This window comes from Massiliimalia timonensis (genome assembly GCF_900186585.1).
Classification (GTDB): Bacteria; Bacillota; Clostridia; order Oscillospirales; family Ruminococcaceae; genus Massiliimalia; species Massiliimalia timonensis.
This window is the reverse complement of the sequence record NZ_FYDD01000003.1, coordinates 862,579-882,279: the sequence shown is the minus strand read 5'-3', so window position 1 is coordinate 882,279 and position 19,701 is coordinate 862,579. Positions and strand designations below refer to the sequence as shown.

Here is a 19,701-nt window from a genome sequence, read left to right as displayed (position 1 = left end):
TAGTTGTGAGTGATTTTGTCCATCTTCATGTCCACAGTGAATTCAGTCTGTTAGACGGGGCGTGTCGGATCAAGGAACTGCCCAGACAGGCGGCAAAGCTGGGGCAAAAAGCGATCGCGATCACCGACCACGGCAATATGTACGGGGTGGTGGATTTTTATAAAGCCTGTAAAGAAGAAGGCGTTAAGCCGATCATTGGCTGCGAGGTATATGTCGCCCCGCGTACCCGCTTTGACAAGGTGCATAAAATTGACAGTTCGCCCTACCATTTGGTGTTGCTGTGCAAAAACCGGATTGGTTATCAAAATTTAATTAAAATGGTATCGGAAGCAAACTTAAACGGTTTTTACAATAAGCCCAGGATCGACCATGATCTGCTGGAGCAGTACCATGAGGGGCTTGTCTGCCTCTCTGCCTGCCTTGCAGGGGAACTGCCCAGACAGTTATTGCAGGAGGGGTATGAAAAGGCGAAAGAAACAGCTCAATTCTACCGATCCCTATTTGGAGACGACTACTATATTGAATTGCAGGATCATGGGATCCAAGCGCAAAAACAGGTTTTGCCTATGCTGGAACGTCTGGCAAGGGAATTGGGGATTGGATTAGTCGCTACCAACGATACCCACTATCTTGAAAAGCAGGATGCCAAGACTCAGGCTGTTTTGATGTGTATTCAAACAAATACTGTTTACGGCCAGACCCAGGCAATGGAATTTGAAACAGATGAATTTTACCTAAAGTCCTATGACGAAATGGATGCAGTATTGGGAATGTATCCGCAGGCGCTGGAAAATACGGTAGAAATTGCGGACAAATGTAATTTCGATTTTGAATTCGGTATGACAAAGCTGCCGTATTTTAAAGCGCCGGATGGGCTGGATAACCGGGAGTTTTTTATTTCTTTGTGCCAAAAGGGGTTGCGGGAACGTTTTGGGGAAAATCCCGGCAAAGAACTTCAGGACAGGCTTTCCTACGAAATCGACGTCATCAGCCAAATGGGATATATTGATTATTTCCTGATCGTATATGATTTTATCCATTATGCGAAGGAGCATAATATCCCGGTTGGCCCGGGGCGGGGGTCTGGTGCGGGGAGCCTTGCCGCTTACTGCATTGGCATCACGGGGATCGACCCGATCAAGCACGATCTGCTCTTTGAACGGTTTTTAAACCCGGAACGGGTCAGTATGCCCGACTTTGATATTGATTTCTGTATTGAAAAACGTCAGCAGGTCATTGATTATGTCATCGCAAAATACGGTTCCGACCATGTGGCGCAGATCATCACCTTTGGAACCATGGCCGCAAAGCAGGCGGTGCGGGACGCAGGGCGCGCCATGGGGATGAGCTATCAGGCGGTCGACGTGGTCGCTAAAATGATCCCGGCCGTACTGAACATGACGATCCAGAAAGCGCTGAAACAATCAAAAGAGTTGAAAAACGTTTACGATACAGACGATTCGGCACGGGAGCTGATCGACACAGCGATGAAGCTGGAGGGGATGCCCCGCCATGCCTCTACCCATGCGGCGGGGGTAGTGATCACCAGAGAACCGGCGGATACTTACGTCCCGTTACAGAAAAATGATGATGTGGTCGTGACCCAGTTCCCCATGTTTACATTGGAAGAACTAGGGCTTTTAAAAATGGACTTTTTGGGGCTGCGGAACCTGACAGTGATGAAGGCCTGTGAAACAGAGATCCGAAAACGCCATCCGGATTTTACTCTGGAGCAGATCCCGATGGATGATCACGGTGTTTTCGAGATGCTTTCCGCCGGGGATACTGACGGGGTGTTCCAGCTGGAATCCGGAGGGATCCGTCAGGTGCTGACCCAGCTGAGACCGCAAAATTTAGAGGATATCATCGCGGTCATTTCGTTGTACCGTCCGGGACCGATGGAATCTATTCCTAAATATATTGACAATAAGCACCACCCGGATCATGTCACCTACCGGCATCCTCTGTTAAAGCCGATTTTGGAGGTCACATACGGCTGTATCGTGTACCAGGAGCAGGTCATGCAGGTCTGCCGCAGCCTGGCTGGGTATTCATACGGCAGGGCGGATCTGGTGCGCCGCGCCATGGCGAAGAAAAAAGCAGATGTAATGGCAAAGGAACGGCAGAATTTTATTTATGGGAAGAAACGGGAAGACGGGACAGTGGAGTGTATCGGCGCTGTAAACAACGGCGTCAGCGAAAAAATTGCTACCGAAATTTTTGAAGAGATGTCAAGCTTCGCCTCCTACGCATTTAATAAATCCCATGCGGCCGCCTATGCGTATATTTCTTATCAGACCGCATACCTGAAATATCATTACAAGCAGGAGTATATGGCGGCATTGCTCAGCAGCGTGCTGTCCTATACAGAAAAGATCAATGAGTATATCAACTACTGCAAGCGTAGCAATATCCGGGTGACAGCACCGGATGTCAACGTCAGCGAAGCGGGGTTTACGGTTATTGGGGAAGACATCAATTTTGGCTTGCTGGCAATCAAGAACCTGGGGCGGGGGATCATCCGCAATATTGTTGCTGAACGGGAACAGCATGGGCCTTATCAGTCCTTGCCGGATTTCTGTGAGCGGCTTTACGGGAAGGAACTCAACAAGCGGGCTATCGAAAGCCTGATCAAGTCCGGCGCGTTTGATTCGTTCCCGCATAACCGCAAGGAGATGATGCGGGCTTACGAGGGCGTAGTAGACCAGATCGACCAAAATAAACGCCGCAACATTGAAGGGCAGATCAGTCTGTTCGCCTTGGTTGAGGACGCTCCTCCTGCCTACGATATCCCAAAAACGGAGGAATATTCTGTTTCCGAACTGCTGGCAATGGAAAAGGAAACGGTGGGGTTGTATCTTTCCGGCCATCCGCTGGACCAGGCGGGAAGGGTGTCGATCAAGGCTCCGGTCACAGAAGTGACAGAACTGACCGGAGTGGAGGAAGGGCAGGAGCTGTCGCTGGACGGGAAAAGAGTGAACCTGTTCGGGATTATTCAAAGCAAAAAGGTGTTGTCTACCCGTAGCGGAGGAACGATGGCATTCGTTCAGTTTGAGGACAAGACTGGAGGGATTGAGGTAGTCGTCTTTCCAAACGTATACGGGCAGTATGCGCCGATGATCGCAGAAGGACAGATCATGATGGTCAGCGGAAAGGTCTCAGTTAAGGAGGAGGAAGCGCCGAAGGTGCTGTGTGAAAAGATTTTTTCCCTTGGGGATCTTGCCGCGCAGAGCAGGGAAGGGGCGCCGAAACAGCCGAAGCTCTTTTTAAAGTTTACCGGGAAGCAGGACCCAATGATCCCGCAGGTAAAGCAGCTTCTTTCTGATTTCCCGGGAAATGCTGAGGTCATTTTCTATTTTGAGGATCAGAAGTCCTATTTTCATGTAAAGGACCGGCATGCAAATATCAATGAAGAATTATTGAAAGAGCTGAAAAAATGTTTGCCGGAAAAGTCCGTTGTGTATAAAACGTGAAAAGTATGTCGTAATAGTTGACAGGTTGATAAAATCTGTTAAAATTGGTATCAGGAAATCTTTGAAAAATTTGAGATAAAAGAGAGGTCTTTCATCATGGATACAAAGCAAAAAACGATCGGTATTTTGACCAGCGGCGGTGACGCACCGGGGATGAACGCTGCGGCGCGTGCAGTGGTCCGCGCGGCTTTGAAAAAGGGGATGCGGGTCATTGGCATCCAACGTGGGTATAACGGTTTGATCCACGGGGAAATGGTCGAAATGAATATGAGATCTGTTTCCGATATTATCCACCGCGGAGGCACGATGCTGTATACCGCCCGCTGTGTGGAGTTTAGAGAATGGGAAGGCGTTTTAAAAGCGAAAAAAACCTGTGAGGAAACCGGGATCGACGGGATCGTCGTGATCGGCGGGGATGGTTCTTTCCGCGGTGCGGCCGACCTTTCTAAAGCGGGTGTGCCTTGTGTTGGTTTACCGGGTACCATTGACAACGATATTGCATGTACCGAATACACCATCGGTTATGACACCGCAATGAATACCGCGATGGAAATGGTAGATAAGATCCGCGATACCTCCCAATCCCACGACCGTTGCAGCGTTGTTGAAGTGATGGGACGCCGCGCGGGATACATTGCTTTAAATACTGGGATCGCCTGTGGCGCGACCTGTATTTTGGTTCCGGAACTGGAAATGAAAATGGAAGATGTCATTGCGAAGATCAAAGAAGCGCAGAGCCTTGGAAAACAAAACTTTATCGTTTTGGTAGCAGAAGGGGTCGGCGGCTCGAATGAGATCGCCAAACAGATCGAAGAGGCAACTGGGATCGAATCCAGAGCGACTGTTTTGGGACATGTACAGCGCGGCGGTAATCCGACAGTCCGCGACCGTGTAGAGGCAAGCCGGATGGGCTACTATGCAGTAGAACTATTGGAAAAAGGGATTGGAAACCGTGTGGTCGGGCTTCAGAAGGGCGAAGTGGTCGACTTTGACATTCAGGAAGCGTTGAGCATGAAAAAGGAATTTCCGATGGATCTTTATAAAATCGCAAATGAAATTTCCTTCTAATCGAAGGAATGGTGAAACAAAAAGGCGCTCTCAATTTTGGGAGCGCCTTTTCTAGTTTCATAAATTTCGCAAATATTTCATGGAAATCGGGCAATAGATATGATATAATAAAACTATTATGTCAGGATATTCCAACGAAAATGAAGAAACGATCTTTATGGAAATAGATAGGAGGACGTGAAATGTGTGCGTTGATGAGTGAAGAATTATATCCGGGGATTTATTTTCATACTGTATCTGACGAACGCTTTAAAACAAATCAGATCGAGGTACACTTGGTAACAGCGCTGGACCAGGGCTCTGCCGCGCAGAATGCCTTGATCCCAAGTTTACTGAGAAAAGGATGCGAAAAGTACAAAGACTTTACACAGTTTAACCGCTATTTGAATTCCCTGTATGGGGCAGTCGTGGATTATGACGTGGAAAAATTCGGGGATGAACAGGTGCTGTCGCTTTCTATTATCAGTGTAGACGACCGGTTTACCCTAAACCAGGAACCGGTGACGGAACAGATTTCGCAGGTACTGTTTCAGATGCTGCTCCATCCCGTTACCGAAAACGGGATGTTCGCCGCTTCGGAAGTGGAACTGGAAAAAAAGGCGCTGATCGACACGATCGAGGCGGAAATCAACGATAAAAGGATGTTCGCGCTTAGAAGCACCACACAGCTGATGTGCGAGGGAGAACCGTACGGGTTGAGCGAATATGGAACGGTAGAACAGGTAAAGGCGATTACGCCGGCCTCTGTGACACGGGCTTATCACCAGCTTTTAAGCAGCGCGCAGATCGAGATCTTATTCGTAGGCAGTGGGAACGCGGAGGTCTGCAAGCAGATCGCAAAGGAACAGCTTCGGGTGTTGAGCCGCAGCAAGAGTGATGTACGTCTTACTGCCACAAAGCTTCATGCACCGTTAGAGAGAATGATCGAAAAGACGGTGCAGATGGAGGTCAGCCAATCAAAGATGGTGCTGGGCTTTGCGACAGAGATCCCATGCAACACGCGGGAACTTTATGCCCTGCGGCTTATGGTGATCATTTTGGGCGGTACGCCGATGTCTAAGCTGTTTTTAAACGTCCGGGAAAAGCTGAGCCTGTGTTATTATTGCGCGGCCCGGCTGGACCGCACCAAGGGGATCGTTAAGATCGACTGCGGTGTAGAAAATGAAAATATTGAAAAAGCCAAGGAAGAAATTTTGAAGCAAATTGAAGAAATGCAGCAGGGAAACATCACTTCTGAGGAAATGAAAAACGCGATGCTCAGTATGGTGAACAGCTACCGTACCGTGAATGATTCCAATGCTTCCATTGAGTCGTTCTATCTGGGGCAGATCCTTTGCGGCAGCACCAATTCCCCGGAAGAGGAAGCGCGGCAGATCTGCTCGATTACCAAAGACGAGGTGATCTGGGCTTCCAAACAGCTGAAGCTGGATATTTGCTATATCCTAACAGGAAAAGAAGTATAAGAAAGGCTGGTTTTCTGAAACAATGAAAAAACGGATCGTCAGGAATGAAAAATTACAGGAAAAGTATTATTACGTGCAGCATCCGTCCGGGCTGACGATTTTGCTGTACCCCATGCCGAACTACAGTTCTGCCTATGCCTTGTTTGGGACACGGCTGGGGTCTATTGATATGACCTTTAAATCCGGGAGCGACCAGCAGTTTACTGTTGTGCCGGAGGGCGTCGCGCACTTTTTAGAGCACAAGCTGTTTGAAAGTGAAGACGGGGATGCATTTAGCTTGTTTGCCAAAACAGGGGCATCCGCAAATGCGTTTACCTCGTTTGACCGGACTTGTTACCTGTTCAGCACCACCAACCATTTTAAGGAATCCTTGAAGTCGCTGCTCACCTTTGTCCAGTCGCCTTACTTTACTCAGGAGACGGTAGAAAAGGAGCAGGGGATCATTGGGCAGGAGATCAAGATGTATGAAGATAATCCGGGTTGGCGTGTCTTTTTTAACCTGCTTGGCTGCCTGTACCACAACCATCCGGTAAAGATCGATATTGCGGGCACGGTGGAAAGTATTGCGAAGATCGACGCAAAACTTCTTTACAAATGCTACCATACCTTTTATAATTTAAATAATATGGTTTTGGCGATCGCCGGGAACTTTTCGGTACAGGAAGCAGAAGAGGTGATCGAAGCTAACCTGAAGGATACGGAAAAGGTGAAGCTGATACAAAAAACAGCGGACGAGCCGGATTCGATTTGTGAGAAGGAATGCCTGCAAAAGCTAAGCGTATCACTTCCGCTGTTCCAGATCGGATTTAAGGAAACGCCGTACAGCGGGATGGAATGGCTGAAAGCCCAGATGGAAAGCGAGATCCTTTTGGAGATGCTGGCTGGGGAGGGAAGCCTGTTATACCGCCGCCTATATGACGCCGGGCTGATCCATGACGATTTTGGTACCGAGGTGTTCAGCGGCCGGGGATATTTTGCGAATATCTTTGCCGGGGAATCCAAAGACCCGAAAAAGGTTCAGGAAGAACTGCTGAAAGAAATCCGCAGGCTAAGAAAAAGCGGACTGAGCGAACAAGATTTCCTGAGCTGCAAAAAATCCATGTACGGCAGGATCGTGCGGGGCTTTAATAAAGTGGAAAGCGTTGCCAACGGGCTGGTGAGCTCCTATTTTGCTGATGTTGATATTTATGACAACATCAAGGTGGCAGAAGCTATGAGCTTCCGCGATATCAAACGCCGGTTTGCTGATTCTCTTGATGAATCAAAAATGGCGATTTCTGTGATCGAACCGTTGGAGTAAATACCTTGTCTTATTGCACATCCTGATGAAAACGCGGGATGTGCAGAATAAATAAATTAAGGAGGAAGTTTTACTGCTGCTGGCGGCAGTAAAATCATCATGAGCAATGAACGTAGCATTTCCTAATTTAAATCTTGAGTTTACCATGAACCCCTTTATTGATGTTTTCGGGCTGGAGATCGCCTGGTATGCGATCATCATCGCATTTGGGTTTATTCTGGCCGCCGCGTACGGCATCTCCCGCATGAAGCAGTTCGGGCTGGATGCGGACCGGGCTATCGACGCTATTTTAGCCGGTATGGTCGGCGGGATCATCGGCGCGAGGATCTATTATGTCGTATTTTCGTGGGACAACTATAAGGACAATCTTTTGGAGATATTCAACATCAGAAACGGCGGCCTTGCCATTTACGGCGGGATCATCGGCGCGCTGATTTTTGGATTGATCATGTGCAAGATCCGCAAGGTGAAGATGCTCCCCATGCTGGATGTTACCGCACTGGGCTTCTTGATCGGGCAATGTGTGGGCCGCTGGGGAAACTTTGTAAACGCGGAAGCGTATGGTTCCTCAGTTTCTGACAATTATCTGCTGGGGATGAGTGTTCCTGGCGAGGAAGCACTTGTTCACCCCTGCTTTTTGTATGAATCTGTTTGGTGCCTGATCGGCTTTATTCTGCTGCACTTCTATTCCAAACGCAGAAAATTTGACGGGGAAGTTGGGCTGATGTACCTGATGTGGTACGGGGCCGGCAGAATGGTGATCGAAGGGCTGAGAACCGATAGTTTGTATCTTGGCAACCTGAGGGTTTCCCAGATCCTGTCCGGCTTGCTTTTGATCGGTGCTTTGATCGTTTGGTTGGTGATCCGTTCCCGCATCAAGCGGAACAACGATCCGGAATACCTGAAGCTTTATGTTAAGACAGAGGAATCTAAAGAATTGCTGGAACTGGCACAACTGCGCAACAAAGACCCGAAAGCCTATGCCCAGCTGCAAAAGGAGAAAAAAGAAGAACGCAAAGCGGCAAAAATGGCTAAGAAGGAACAGAAAGTTTCTGGACCGGAAGATGATATGGAAATCGAAGAAGCAGAAGAGGGGGTGGATTCCCCGGATGTAACAGAACAGGAAGTATCTGCTGAATCGGAAAGCACAGAGGAAATAGAAGAACCGGAAGTGTTGAAAGAAACAGAAGTTGTTTCTGACGATGAGCCGGAAGAAACTGAGTCTGCCGATGAGGAAGAAACGGAAGAAAAGAAACAATCAGATACATATGAAGGGAAGGACGAATAATGGCTTCGATCATTGATGGGAAACAAATCTCCATGGACGTCAAAATGGCGGTGAAAGATGAGGTTACGGCGCTGAATCAACAGGGAGTTTCAGTTTGCTTGGCAGTTGTGATCGTCGGAAACGACCCGGCCTCCCGCGTGTATGTCAATTCTAAAAAGAAAGCGTGCGAACTGGTGGGGATCGAATCCCGCGAATATGCACTTCCAGAGGAAACGACTCAGGAAGAGCTCTTGAAGCTTGTAGATACCTTAAATCAAGACGCAGGGGTGAACGGGATACTGGTCCAGCTTCCGCTGCCGAAACAGATCGACGAGCAGGCGGTGATCGCGACCATCTCCCCGGAAAAGGATGTAGACGCGTTCCATGCGGCAAACGTGGGGAAAATCATGATCGGGAATTTTGATTTCCTTCCCTGTACGCCGGCCGGCTGTATGGATCTGATCCATTCTACCGGCGTTGAAGTAGCTGGTAAGCACGCTGTCGTAATTGGACGGAGCAACATCGTCGGCAAGCCGATGGCGATGCTGCTACTGCATGAAAACGCCACAGTGACGATCTGCCATTCCAAAACCCAGGATCTAAAGGAGATTTGCAAAACCGCGGACATTTTAGTTGCCGCAGTGGGACGGGCTAACTTTGTAACTGCGGATATGGTGAAACCGGGCGCTGTAGTGATCGACGTCGGTATGAACCGTTTGGAAAACGGGAAGCTGTGCGGCGATGTGGATTTTGCGGCAGTAGAGCCTTTGTGCAGCTATATCACGCCGGTACCCGGCGGAGTAGGGCCGATGACGATTGCAACGCTGATGAAAAACACATTGACGGCGGCAAAGATCCAAAACCAGATTTCTAAATAAAAGGACTTGCATTTTGATTTTTACTGTGATATAATATATACTGCTTTTGGTATGGAAATACCTAGCAAGAATTTGCAGAGTAGGCTTTGCTTGCTCTTACACACGTTTTGCTAACGTCCAGCAGGGTGCCGGATAGGTCCGGTGGCTGGAATGGTCAAAACGGCGGAAACAAACCAAATTTATGAAGGAGGAAATTACTATGGCAGTAGTTTCAATGAAACAGCTTTTGGAAGCTGGCGTGCACTTTGGTCACCAGACCAGAAGATGGAACCCGAAAATGGCTGAGTACATTTTCACAGAAAGAAACGGCATTTACATCATCGACCTGCAGAAAACCGTAAAAAAACTGGAAGAAGCTTATAGCTTTGTCCGTGATGTTGTTGCTGACGGCGGGGAGATCCTGTTTGTCGGTACCAAAAAGCAGGCAGGCGATTCTATCAAAGAAGAAGCGCTTCGCTGTGGCATGCACTATGTAAACGCTCGTTGGCTGGGCGGTATGATGACCAACTTTAAAACCATCAAACGCAGAATCAAACGTTTGGAGCAGCTCCGTACTATGCAGGAAGACGGTACCTTTGATCTTCTGCCGAAGAAAGAAGTTATCAAACTGAACCTGGAAATTGAAAAGCTGGAAAAATTCATGGGCGGTATCAAAAACATGAATAAATTGCCGGCAGCTCTTTTCGTAGTTGACCCAAGAAAAGAAAAGATCGCTGTTGCAGAAGCAAAAAATCTGGGTATCCCGGTTGTTGCGATTGTTGACACAAACTGTGATCCGGATGACATCGACTATGTGATCCCTGGAAACGATGACGCGATCAGAGCAGTAAAACTGTTGGCTGGCGCTATGGCTGACGCTGTTTTGGAATCCAGACAGGGCGAACAGATGGAAGAAGCTGTGGAAGAAACCGAAGAGGTTGTAGAAGCAGAAGAATCCGCTGAATAATTTACAAGCGAGTAAATGCCCGGGCAAGAATCATTTGCGCGGGCATTTTTACCAGATAGAATTTTTGATTTAGGAGGAAATGATAATGGCATTTACTGCAAAAGATGTAAAAGATTTGCGTGAAAGAACCGGCTGTGGCATGATGGATTGCAAAAAAGCGCTGACTGAAACAGACGGCGATATGGATAAAGCGATTGAAATTTTAAGAGAAAAAGGCCTTGCTGCTGCTGCTAAAAAAGCAGGCAGAATCGCAGCTGAAGGTTTGGTCGTTTCTGTGGTAGACCCGGCGAAAAAGGCCGGCGTTGTACTGGAGGTAAACGCTGAAACTGACTTTGTTGCCAAGAATGCGCAGTTTGTTGAGTTTGTAAACAATATTGCAAAAACAATCATTGACAACAATCCGGCTAACCTGGAAGAACTGAACACCATGAAATGCGCTGGCGGCGACATGACAGTGGAAGAAGAGCTGAGAGATAAGATCCTGACCATCGGTGAAAACATGAAGATCCGTCGTTTTGAAAGAATGGAAGGCGACTTGGTTGCTTACGTTCATGGCGGCGGCCGGATCGGCGTTATGGTTCAGTTTGACACTGACGTTGCTGACAAAGAAGGTTTTGAAGAATATGCAAAGGATGTTGCGATGCAGATCGCGGCAGCAGTTCCGCAGTACCTCAACAAATCTGACGTTCCGGAAGATGTTGTAGCGAAAGAAAAAGAAATTTTAACTGCACAGGCAATCAACGAAGGGAAACCTGCTAACATCGCCGAAAAAATGGTAGCCGGCCGTATCAACAAATTCTACAAAGAAGTTTGTTTGGAAGAACAGCCATTTATCAAAGACGGTGATGTAACGGTTGCTAAATACACCGAAAACACTGCAAAAGCACTGGGCGGTTCTATTAAAATGGCTCGTTTTGTTCGTTTTGAAAAAGGCGAAGGCTTGGAAAAAAGAGAAGACAACTTTGCTGACGAAGTTGCAAGCATGATGAACTAATTAGAAACGATAGGAAGGACTGTTTTACCTGACGGGAAACAGTCCTTTCCATGTTTGGTGCAGGAGGAAAAAAGATGGAACAGTATTATACGTTGCATGTTGCCGGCTTAACAAGGGAGCTGCCGGTATGTAAACTGAATGATGATTTGTCAATTGCCGGTTTTGTTATGTTTTCTGATGTGGAACTGACGATCGCCTGCGCAAAGGCTTTGCTGGAAAAACTTCCGGAATATGATGTTTTGCTGACTGCTGAATCGAAAGGGATCCCGCTGGCATATGAAATGTCCAGACAAAATGGGAAAAAATATATTTTGGCAAGAAAGAGCATAAAGCTGTATATGAGGAATCCTGTAGGCGTTGATGTTAAATCCATTACTACCGACCGCATCCAGACTCTTTACCTTGATGTAGAGGATAAAAATTATCTGGAAGGAAAACGGGTGGTCATTGTTGACGATGTGATCAGCACCGGAGAATCCTTGCGCGCACTGGAAAAATTAGTGGAAAAATCCGGCGGGGATATTGTGGCAAAGGCGGCAGTCCTGGCGGAAGGCGATGCGGCAGAACGGAAAGACATTATCTTTTTGGAGCAGCTGCCGTTGATTGCCAACAAATAAGCAACCTTGGGAAAGGGGTATTACAAAGTGAATTATACCTATAAGCCTACGGGAGTCTGTTCCCGGCAGATCGATATTGAGGTAGAAGGCGACGTTATTAAAAGTGTCCGTTTTACCGGCGGCTGTGCTGGAAATACGACTGGAATTTCTTCTTTGGTAAAAGGGCGGACTGTCGATGAAGTGATCGCCAGCTTAGACGGCATCCACTGCGGCCCGCGGGGTACCTCGTGTCCCGATCAGCTGGCAAGGGCGCTGAAAGAAATCAAAAAACAATAAAAATTTAGAAAAGGCTGGAAAAATTCAGCCTTTTTTGTATCTTTAGCCTGATTTCTGTCCACAATACTATTAAAGTATGATTCAGAATGGTTGGGAGCAATGAGAACATTATTATTTTATGGAAGCGCTAAAGAACATTTTTTGCCGAATCAGGTTTGCCGTATTTTAAAGCAGGAACATACTTTCTTAGTTCATAATCGAAACCAGTTGACCGCAAAAGGGAAAAATTTGCCTTTCCAGGTGATTGAATGCGACCACCTGCGGAAAATTGAAGCAGATCACATGATCTTATTTTTAAGAAAGCCCTGTGATTTAGAATCGATTCAATATATCGACCCTGCGGTTACAGTGATCATGAATGCCGATGACCATGAGCATGTGTCCTTTGCAGCTTCCCATCGTTTGTGTTCGGTAACGTATGGATTGTCGGACAAAGACACCGTTACCTTTTCCAGCCGGGAAGAAGGGAAGGTAGTCGTGGCTTTACAGCGTTCTGTTTATACGATTTATGGTAAAGTGGTAGACCCTATGGAAATCCCTTGCGAGATCCGGGGTGAATACCGGGATTTTACAGTACTGGCTTATGTAACCTTGCTGCTGCTATTAGACGAGATCCGGCTCACGGAAAGCGGGAGCTTGCTGATCGACTGGACAATATAATTGATATTAAAAAAAAGAGAGGACGCCCATCGGCCTCCTCTCTCTTTTTTAAAACGGATCCGCCAAAGCGGAAAAGTTTTTATTTGTGATCTTACTTGATAGAGTTTTCGTAAGATTCGATCATTTTTTTAACCATCTGACCGCCGATAGAACCAGCCTGTTTGGAGGTCAAATCGCCATTGTAACCCTGTTTCAGGTTTACGCCAACTTCGCTAGCAGCTTCCATTTTGAATTTTTCCATTGCTTCTTTTGCCTGAGGCACGACCAGTTTATTGCTGTTCATAATTTTGTACACTCCTTAAAATAATTTAATTGATTTTTTCTCTTGCGTTTGTGTTATTATTATCGTCAGCAGAGGCTGGAATATAAATGGTAATGTTTAGAATTCGTTCCAGTTTTTGCCCAAAAAAGATTTTTTCTGCAAGGCAGAAATTATTTACTTCTTTTCCCAAATATGATATAATAATTTCGTTATTATGAGTAATTGTGCTTCAATACAGGGAGATGAATCTGCTTGTTTAGCAATTACAGAACAAACTGTATGGAGGGATTTCACAATGGCATTGAAATATAAACGGATTTTGTTAAAATTGAGTGGGGAAGCTCTTGCCGGAGAAAAGGGATTTGGACTTGATTATTCGGTAATTACTAATATCTGCAAAAGTATTAAAGAGTGTGCGGACTTGGGCGCGCAGATCGCAATTGTTGTCGGGGGCGGAAACTTTTGGAGGGGCCGTTCCAGCGGGGCGATGGACCGTACCCGCGCCGACCATATTGGGATGCTTGGCACAACGATGAACGCGCTTGCTGTCGCCGATGTACTGGAGGAGCTTGGCGTTGACGTAAGGGTGCAAACCGCAATCGCAATGCAGGAGGTTGCGGAGCCTTATATTCGTAACCGTGCGGTCCGCCATCTGGAAAAAGGCAGGATCGTGATTTTCGGCTGCGGGACTGGGAATCCGTTCTTCTCAACGGATACGGCGTCTTCTCTGCGCGCGGCGGAGATTGAAGCAGATGTTATTTTTAAGGCAACTATGGTTGATGGGATCTATGACAAGGATCCGCATAAATATGCCGACGCGGTAAAATTTGATGAACTGACCTTCTCCGATGTTTTGGCAAAGGGGCTTCAGGTCATGGACAGTACCGCAGCGTCGATGTGCAAGGATAATAACATCTCGATTTTGGTATTTAATTTGAATGATCCCCAGAATATCGTCAAAGCGGCGCAGGGGGAAACGGTTGGAACTATTGTAACTGCATAACATATCTATTTGGAGGTATCATCATGAAAACAATTATCAGCAAATCAGAAGAAAAAATGAACAAATCTATTGCGGCACTGGAACATGAATACACTTCGATCCGTGCCGGCCGGGCAAATCCAAGTGTGCTGGACAAAATCAGTGTAGATTATTACGGGGTTCCAACAAAAATCAACCAGATGGCTGCCGTTTCTGTTTCAGAAGCGAGAATGCTTGTGATCCAGCCGTGGGATATGACTACTCTCAAAGCGATCGAAAAGGCGATCCAAACCTCTGATCTGGGAATCAATCCTACCAATGACGGAAAAGTGATCCGTATTGCGTTCCCTCCGCTGACTGAAGAACGAAGAAAAGAATTGGTAAAAGACGTTCACAAAATTGCAGAAGAATCAAAGGTAGCGATCCGATCTATCCGCCGTGACGCGAATGAGAAATTAAAAGCAATGAAAAAGGATTCTGCAATTACAGAAGATGATTTGAAAGACGGCGAAAAAGAAATCCAGAATCTGACTGATAAATTCTGCAAAAAGGTCGATGAGATCGCAAAGGCAAAAGAAAACGAAATTATGGAAATCTAAGCGATGATCAGTAAAGAATTATTGCCAAAGCATATCGGGATCATTATGGACGGAAACGGCCGGTGGGCGAAGCTGCGGGGGCTTCCGCGGCAAGCCGGCCATAAAATAGGCGCCAAAACCTTTCGTAAGGTGGTGCATTACTGTAACCAGATCGGGATTCAGTATTTAACAGTCTACGCATTTTCTACCGAAAACTGGAAACGGCCGCAGGAAGAAGTTCGTGCGATCATAGAGCTATTGCGCGAATATTTGATCGATGCGCCGAACCACAAGGATGAAAATGTGCAGGTTCAGTTTATAGGGGATCTGTCGGGATTCGATGATGATATTCTGAAACTGATTGCTGACTGCGAGGAAGAAAGCCGTCAGTTTACAGGGATGCATCTGAATATCGCGATCAATTACGGCGGGCGGGACGAGCTGGTACATGCTTTCCGCGCTATGAACCGGGATATTCAGGCAGGAAAATTAAACCCGGAAACAGTGACTGAAGCAACAGTTTCCGATTATCTTTATACCAAGGGCCAGCCTGATGTTGATTTGATCATCCGTCCAAGTGGGGAATACCGTTTATCTAATTTTTTGATTTGGCAGTCCGCTTATGCGGAATATGTGTTTATGGACCGAATTTTGTGGCCGGACTTTAATGAAAGTTATATCGACAAGGCTTTAGAGGAGTTTGCTTCCCGGAACCGCCGGTTTGGCGGGGTCTAAATAAAAGAGAGGCTTGGAGGACGAAATGAAAACCAGAATTATTTCTGCGGCTGTCGGGATACCGATTTTAATTGCTGTACTATTCTTTTATAATACCATTACGCTGAACATTGCGATCGCACTGGTCTGCTTGATCGGGGTGTATGAATTCCTGCATTCTACCAAGTACGTTACGAATCCTGCCGTGCTGGTATTTTCTATGGTGTTTGCCGCCGTGATTCCATTTACCAATATCCCAATGCTCAAAGAAAAACGTATTTTGATCATCATGATATATATCGTTGCGATGATCGTTATCTTGTTTACGAGGCACAGTACTTTAAAATTTGAACAGACCGCAGTCGCATTTACGGTATCTGTATTGATTCCGTTTGCGCTGTCCTCTTTTGTATTTATTCGTGACGCATATCCGGTCGGGGTATACTATATCCTGCTGATCTTTCTTTGCGGCTGGATCACCGATGCGGGTGCGTATTTTATTGGCAGAGTGTTTGGGAAACATAAACTTGCAGCGAATATCAGCCCGAAAAAAACGATCGAAGGCGCGGTCGGCGGTGTGGTTTTCTGCGTGATTTTCAATGTAGCTTTTACTTATGTTTATACTGTGATTACCGAGGATTCTTTCCACTTAGAAGCAAATTTGGTGGCGCTTTTGGTCATTACCTTTGCGGCGTCCGTGATCGGAATCTTTGGGGATTTGTTTGCCTCCATCGTAAAGCGCCAAACAGGCATCAAAGATTTTGGCAATGTAATCCCTGGGCACGGCGGGATCATCGACCGCTTTGACAGCGTGTTGTTTATTGCGCCGTTTGTTTATGTCATGTGTGATTTTATGCCAATTTTGTCAGTTGCTTAAGAAAGGAGCAATCCTGAAAGATGAATCAGAAAACGCTTTGTATTTTAGGTTCGACCGGTTCGATCGGTACACAGGCGTTAGAGGTATGTCAAGCCCACAACTTTCCAGTTTGTGGGCTTGCGGCATATCATAACGTAAACTTGCTGGCTGAACAGGCAAAACGCTTCCGGCCGAAAAAGGTTTGTATTTTTTGCAAGGAAAAATACGGGGAATTAAAAGCGCTCCTTGGCGATGATTCCATTGAAGTTGTAACCGGTATGGAAGGGCTTTTAGAACTTTCCGTCATGCCGGAGGCAGACATGGTGCTGAACTCTGTCGTAGGAATGATCGGATTGCGCCCGACCTTGGCGGCGATCGAAGCGAAAAAGGAGATCGCCCTAGCTAATAAAGAAACGCTGGTGACCGGGGGGAAGCTGGTCATTGAGGCCGCACGGAAAAATAATGTTCCGATCTATCCGGTAGACAGTGAGCACTCTGCTATTTTCCAATCTTTACAGGGAAACGAACATAACCGGATCCACAAAATTTTATTGACCGCTTCCGGCGGGCCTTTTTATGGAAGAACCGCAGAAGAATTGCGAAATGTCACTGTGGAGGATGCCTTAAAGCATCCGAATTGGAGTATGGGGGCTAAAATTACTATTGATTCTGCCACCCTGATGAACAAAGGCTTAGAATTTATTGAAGCGATGTGGCTGTTTGATTTGAAACCAGAACAGATCGAGGTTATCGTACACCGGGAAAGCGTGATCCATTCGGCGGTAGAATATGAGGATCATTCGGTGATCGCCCAGCTTGGCGTGCCGGACATGAAGATCCCGATTCAATATGCTTTGACCTACCCAAACCGTATCGACTGCCCTGTAAAGCCTTTATCCTTAACAGATTATGGCGCTTTGAGTTTTTCAAAACCGGATTATGATACCTTTGTCTGCCTGAAAGCTTGTATCAAGGCGATCACAATGGGTGGGCTGATGCCGGCGGCGGTAAACGGGGCGAATGAACAGGCCGTCGATTTGTTTTTGAAGGGACAGATCACGTTCCTTAAAATTGGGGAGTTAGTATATGAAACCTTGGATGCGATTCCAAATCAGAATAATTTTACAGTTGACGACATAATAAATACTGATAAAGCGGCAAGGCGTTTTGTACTGGAAAAAGCAGGAATGCTCGCTTAAATATGATACGGAAAGGCATGATATTTTGAATTCAGCTATCACGATCTTGTTGACCATTCTGGTCTTTGGGGTCATTATTATGATCCACGAATTGGGACATTTTATTGTGGCGAAACTGTGCGGCGTCCGTGTTCTGGAATTTTCTATGGGGATGGGGCCGGCGATTTTTACGCATCAGAAAAAGTCTGAGGAGATGGAACTGGACCCTGAAACCGGAACAATGATGCCGGTAAACCGCAATACAAAGTATTCGGTCCGTATTCTGCCAATCGGCGGATATGTCAGCATGGAGGGGGAGGACTCCGCTTCCAAGGATGAACGGGCGTTCTGCAATAAACCGATTTGGAAACGCTTTTTGATTGTGGTGGCCGGCGCTGTGATGAACCTTTTGTTAGGCTTTCTGATTTTGGTAGGGGCAGTGTCCACCATGGAGCATGTCCCCACAAAGCAGATCGCATCTTTTCAGGAGAACGCTGCTTCCCAGGCAGCCGGGCTGGCTGTTGGAGATGAGATTTTAAAAGTAAACGGACACAGCACCTTGACTTATGATGATGTGATAACAGAAATTTTAAGCGACGATGATGGGACAGTTGATTTCCAGATCAAACGCGATGGGACCGTACAAAATATTGAAAAGGTGACTTTTTATACAGAGATCACGGACAGCAAACGGGAGCTGGATATTGATTTTAAATTATTGGCAGTAGAAAATTCGGTCGGGGGCACATTAAGCTACAGTGCCGGCAGAGCGGTTTCTTTGGGCAAGCTTGTATGGGTGTCCTTAGGTGACCTTGTGACCGGAAAAGTTGGGTTTGACCAATTATCCGGACCAGTGGGCGTTGGGGAAGCGCTGGGTCAGGCTGCCTCGATCAGCGTGATGAACCTTTTGATCCTGATTGCATTTCTTACCATTAATGTGGGGATATTCAATTTATTGCCGATCCCCGCGTTAGATGGCGGACGGCTTATCTTTATTTTGATCGAAGCGATCTTCAGAAAGCCTGTCCCGGCAAAATATGAGGGGCTGATTCATGCCGTTGGACTGCTTTTCCTCTTTGGATTGATGATCATTGTGACACTAAAGGATATTATCAGGCTATTCTGATCAGGGAGTATATTTATGAAAAGAACTGTAAAACAGGTGAAGTTAAAAGATATTGTTTTAGGCGATGGAAGGGTAACGATACAATCTATGCTTAACCGTCCGGCAGAGGACATTGCCGGGAGCGTTGCGCAGGCCGTTCAGCTGGAAAAGGCTGGCTGCGAAATCGTCCGTGCGGCGATCCCTAACAGAGAGGCTGTTTCTCTTGTGCCGGCAATCAAGGAAAGGATACACATCCCGCTGGTGGCGGATATTCATTTTGATTACCGCTTGGCCTTGGAGTGTGCCGCCGCCGGGATCGACAAAATCAGAATCAATCCGGGAAACATTGGCTCTGACGAAAATGTAAAAAAGGTGGCGGATACCTGCTGGAACAGCGGGATTCCCATCCGGATCGGTGTGAATTCCGGCAGTGTGGAAAAGCATATTTTAGCGAAATATGGCGCGCCGACCCCAGAAGCCTTGGTGGAAAGCGCATTATATCATGTCCGGTTGCTGGAACGCTTTGATTTTGATGATATTGTGATCTCTATCAAATCCTCCCACGTGCCGACGATGGTAGCAGCCTATGAGCTGCTGGCGGAGCAGTGCCCGTACCCGCTTCACCTAGGAGTGACCGAGGCGGGGACAGAGCGGATGGGCTTGGTAAAGTCTGCTGCGGGAATCGGCAGTTTGTTGCTGCATGGGATCGGAGATACGATCCGCGTGTCTTTGACCGCCGACCCTGTAAAGGAGATTTATGCGGCGAAGGATATTCTGCGCGCGCTGGGCCTTAGAAATGACGGGATCGAGATCGTTTCCTGTCCGACCTGCGGAAGGACAAAGATCGACCTGATCGGTTTGGCTTCCCGGATCGAAGAAGCACTGAAAGATTCCAACAAGCATTTAAAGGTCGCTGTGATGGGCTGTGTTGTAAACGGCCCCGGCGAGGCAAGGGAAGCGGATATTGGGATCGCCGGGGGCGATGGCTGCGCCGTTTTATTCAAAAAAGGCGAGATCATCCGTAAAATTCCGGAAGAGGAAGTTATTACGCAGCTTCTGCGAGAAATTGAAGCAATGTAGGAAA

Annotated in this window: 19 protein-coding genes; 18 read left to right on the top strand and 1 reads right to left on the bottom strand. The window is 47.0% G+C overall.

Annotated features, from left to right (window positions below):
• Positions 1 to 5 precede the first annotated feature (5 nt).
• The 11 genes from CIB36_RS06295 (at position 6) to CIB36_RS06245 (ending at position 12,942) form a co-directional block, all read left to right on the top strand.
• Positions 6 to 3,473 (top strand): DNA polymerase III subunit alpha, encoded by a 3,468-nt coding sequence (locus tag CIB36_RS06295; RefSeq protein WP_093988672.1) that lies wholly within the window; start codon positions 6 to 8, stop codon positions 3,471 to 3,473.
• Between the two features lie 96 nt (positions 3,474 to 3,569).
• Positions 3,570 to 4,541, top strand: coding sequence for a 6-phosphofructokinase (pfkA, locus tag CIB36_RS06290; protein WP_093988671.1), 972 nt, complete (start codon positions 3,570 to 3,572; stop codon positions 4,539 to 4,541).
• A gap of 182 nt (positions 4,542 to 4,723) precedes the next feature.
• Positions 4,724 to 6,004: an EF-P 5-aminopentanol modification-associated protein YfmF gene (gene yfmF, locus CIB36_RS06285; RefSeq protein WP_093988670.1), complete on the top strand. Its 1,281-nt coding sequence runs from the start codon at positions 4,724 to 4,726 to the stop codon at positions 6,002 to 6,004.
• 22 nt (positions 6,005 to 6,026) lie between these two features.
• A complete protein-coding gene (gene yfmH / locus CIB36_RS06280; protein ID WP_093988669.1) occupies positions 6,027 to 7,304 on the top strand; it encodes an EF-P 5-aminopentanol modification-associated protein YfmH in 1,278 nt (425 codons plus the stop codon).
• 106 nt (positions 7,305 to 7,410) lie between these two features.
• Positions 7,411 to 8,592, top strand: a complete 1,182-nt coding sequence (gene lgt / locus CIB36_RS06275) for a prolipoprotein diacylglyceryl transferase (RefSeq protein WP_093988668.1) — start codon at positions 7,411 to 7,413, stop codon at positions 8,590 to 8,592.
• A complete protein-coding gene (gene folD / locus CIB36_RS06270) occupies positions 8,592 to 9,449 on the top strand; it encodes a bifunctional methylenetetrahydrofolate dehydrogenase/methenyltetrahydrofolate cyclohydrolase FolD (RefSeq protein ID WP_093988667.1) in 858 nt (285 codons plus the stop codon). The genes lgt and folD overlap by 1 nt, the downstream gene beginning before the upstream one ends.
• Positions 9,450 to 9,648: 199 nt before the next feature.
• A complete protein-coding gene (gene rpsB, locus CIB36_RS06265; protein WP_093988666.1) occupies positions 9,649 to 10,395 on the top strand; it encodes a 30S ribosomal protein S2 in 747 nt (248 codons plus the stop codon).
• A gap of 85 nt (positions 10,396 to 10,480) precedes the next feature.
• Positions 10,481 to 11,389: a translation elongation factor Ts gene (gene tsf, locus CIB36_RS06260; RefSeq protein WP_093988665.1), complete on the top strand. Its 909-nt coding sequence runs from the start codon at positions 10,481 to 10,483 to the stop codon at positions 11,387 to 11,389.
• A gap of 74 nt (positions 11,390 to 11,463) precedes the next feature.
• Entirely contained in the window at positions 11,464 to 12,006 is a 543-nt protein-coding gene (locus tag CIB36_RS06255) for a phosphoribosyltransferase family protein (RefSeq protein WP_093989012.1), read from the top strand.
• Positions 12,007 to 12,033: 27 nt separating this feature from the next.
• Complete coding sequence (locus tag CIB36_RS06250) at positions 12,034 to 12,282, top strand: TIGR03905 family TSCPD domain-containing protein (RefSeq protein WP_093988664.1); 249 nt, start codon at positions 12,034 to 12,036, stop codon at positions 12,280 to 12,282.
• Between the two features lie 99 nt (positions 12,283 to 12,381).
• Positions 12,382 to 12,942 (top strand): hypothetical protein, encoded by a 561-nt coding sequence (locus CIB36_RS06245; protein WP_093988663.1) that lies wholly within the window; start codon positions 12,382 to 12,384, stop codon positions 12,940 to 12,942.
• Positions 12,943 to 13,033: 91 nt separating this feature from the next.
• Here CIB36_RS06245 and CIB36_RS06240 read toward each other — a convergent pair whose 3' ends face one another.
• The gene (locus tag CIB36_RS06240) at positions 13,034 to 13,225 is read right to left on the bottom strand and encodes an alpha/beta-type small acid-soluble spore protein (RefSeq protein ID WP_093988662.1); all 192 of its coding nucleotides are present in this window, start codon (positions 13,223 to 13,225) and stop codon (positions 13,034 to 13,036) included.
• A gap of 274 nt (positions 13,226 to 13,499) precedes the next feature.
• On the opposite strand from CIB36_RS06240, the gene pyrH reads away from it, so the two are divergent.
• The 7 genes from pyrH to ispG are packed head-to-tail and all read left to right on the top strand — an operon-like array spanning position 13,500 to position 19,697.
• Positions 13,500 to 14,207 carry a UMP kinase gene (pyrH, locus tag CIB36_RS06235; protein WP_093988661.1) on the top strand — a complete coding sequence of 236 codons (708 nt, stop codon included), beginning with the start codon at positions 13,500 to 13,502 and terminating at the stop codon, positions 14,205 to 14,207.
• A 23-nt stretch (positions 14,208 to 14,230) separates the two neighbouring features.
• Positions 14,231 to 14,785: a ribosome recycling factor gene (gene frr, locus CIB36_RS06230; RefSeq protein ID WP_093988660.1), complete on the top strand. Its 555-nt coding sequence runs from the start codon at positions 14,231 to 14,233 to the stop codon at positions 14,783 to 14,785.
• A gap of 3 nt (positions 14,786 to 14,788) precedes the next feature.
• Positions 14,789 to 15,499, top strand: a complete 711-nt coding sequence (locus tag CIB36_RS06225; protein WP_093988659.1) for an isoprenyl transferase — start codon at positions 14,789 to 14,791, stop codon at positions 15,497 to 15,499.
• Between the two features lie 25 nt (positions 15,500 to 15,524).
• Complete coding sequence (locus CIB36_RS06220) at positions 15,525 to 16,355, top strand: phosphatidate cytidylyltransferase (protein WP_093988658.1); 831 nt, start codon at positions 15,525 to 15,527, stop codon at positions 16,353 to 16,355.
• A gap of 20 nt (positions 16,356 to 16,375) precedes the next feature.
• Positions 16,376 to 17,533 carry a 1-deoxy-D-xylulose-5-phosphate reductoisomerase gene (locus CIB36_RS06215; RefSeq protein ID WP_093988657.1) on the top strand — a complete coding sequence of 386 codons (1,158 nt, stop codon included), beginning with the start codon at positions 16,376 to 16,378 and terminating at the stop codon, positions 17,531 to 17,533.
• A gap of 25 nt (positions 17,534 to 17,558) precedes the next feature.
• On the top strand, positions 17,559 to 18,638 hold the full coding sequence (gene rseP, locus CIB36_RS06210) for an RIP metalloprotease RseP (protein WP_158662599.1): 1,080 nt from the start codon (positions 17,559 to 17,561) through the stop codon (positions 18,636 to 18,638).
• A 15-nt stretch (positions 18,639 to 18,653) separates the two neighbouring features.
• Entirely contained in the window at positions 18,654 to 19,697 is a 1,044-nt protein-coding gene (gene ispG / locus CIB36_RS06205; protein WP_093988655.1) for a flavodoxin-dependent (E)-4-hydroxy-3-methylbut-2-enyl-diphosphate synthase, read from the top strand.
• The last annotated feature ends 4 nt before the right edge of the window (positions 19,698 to 19,701 follow it).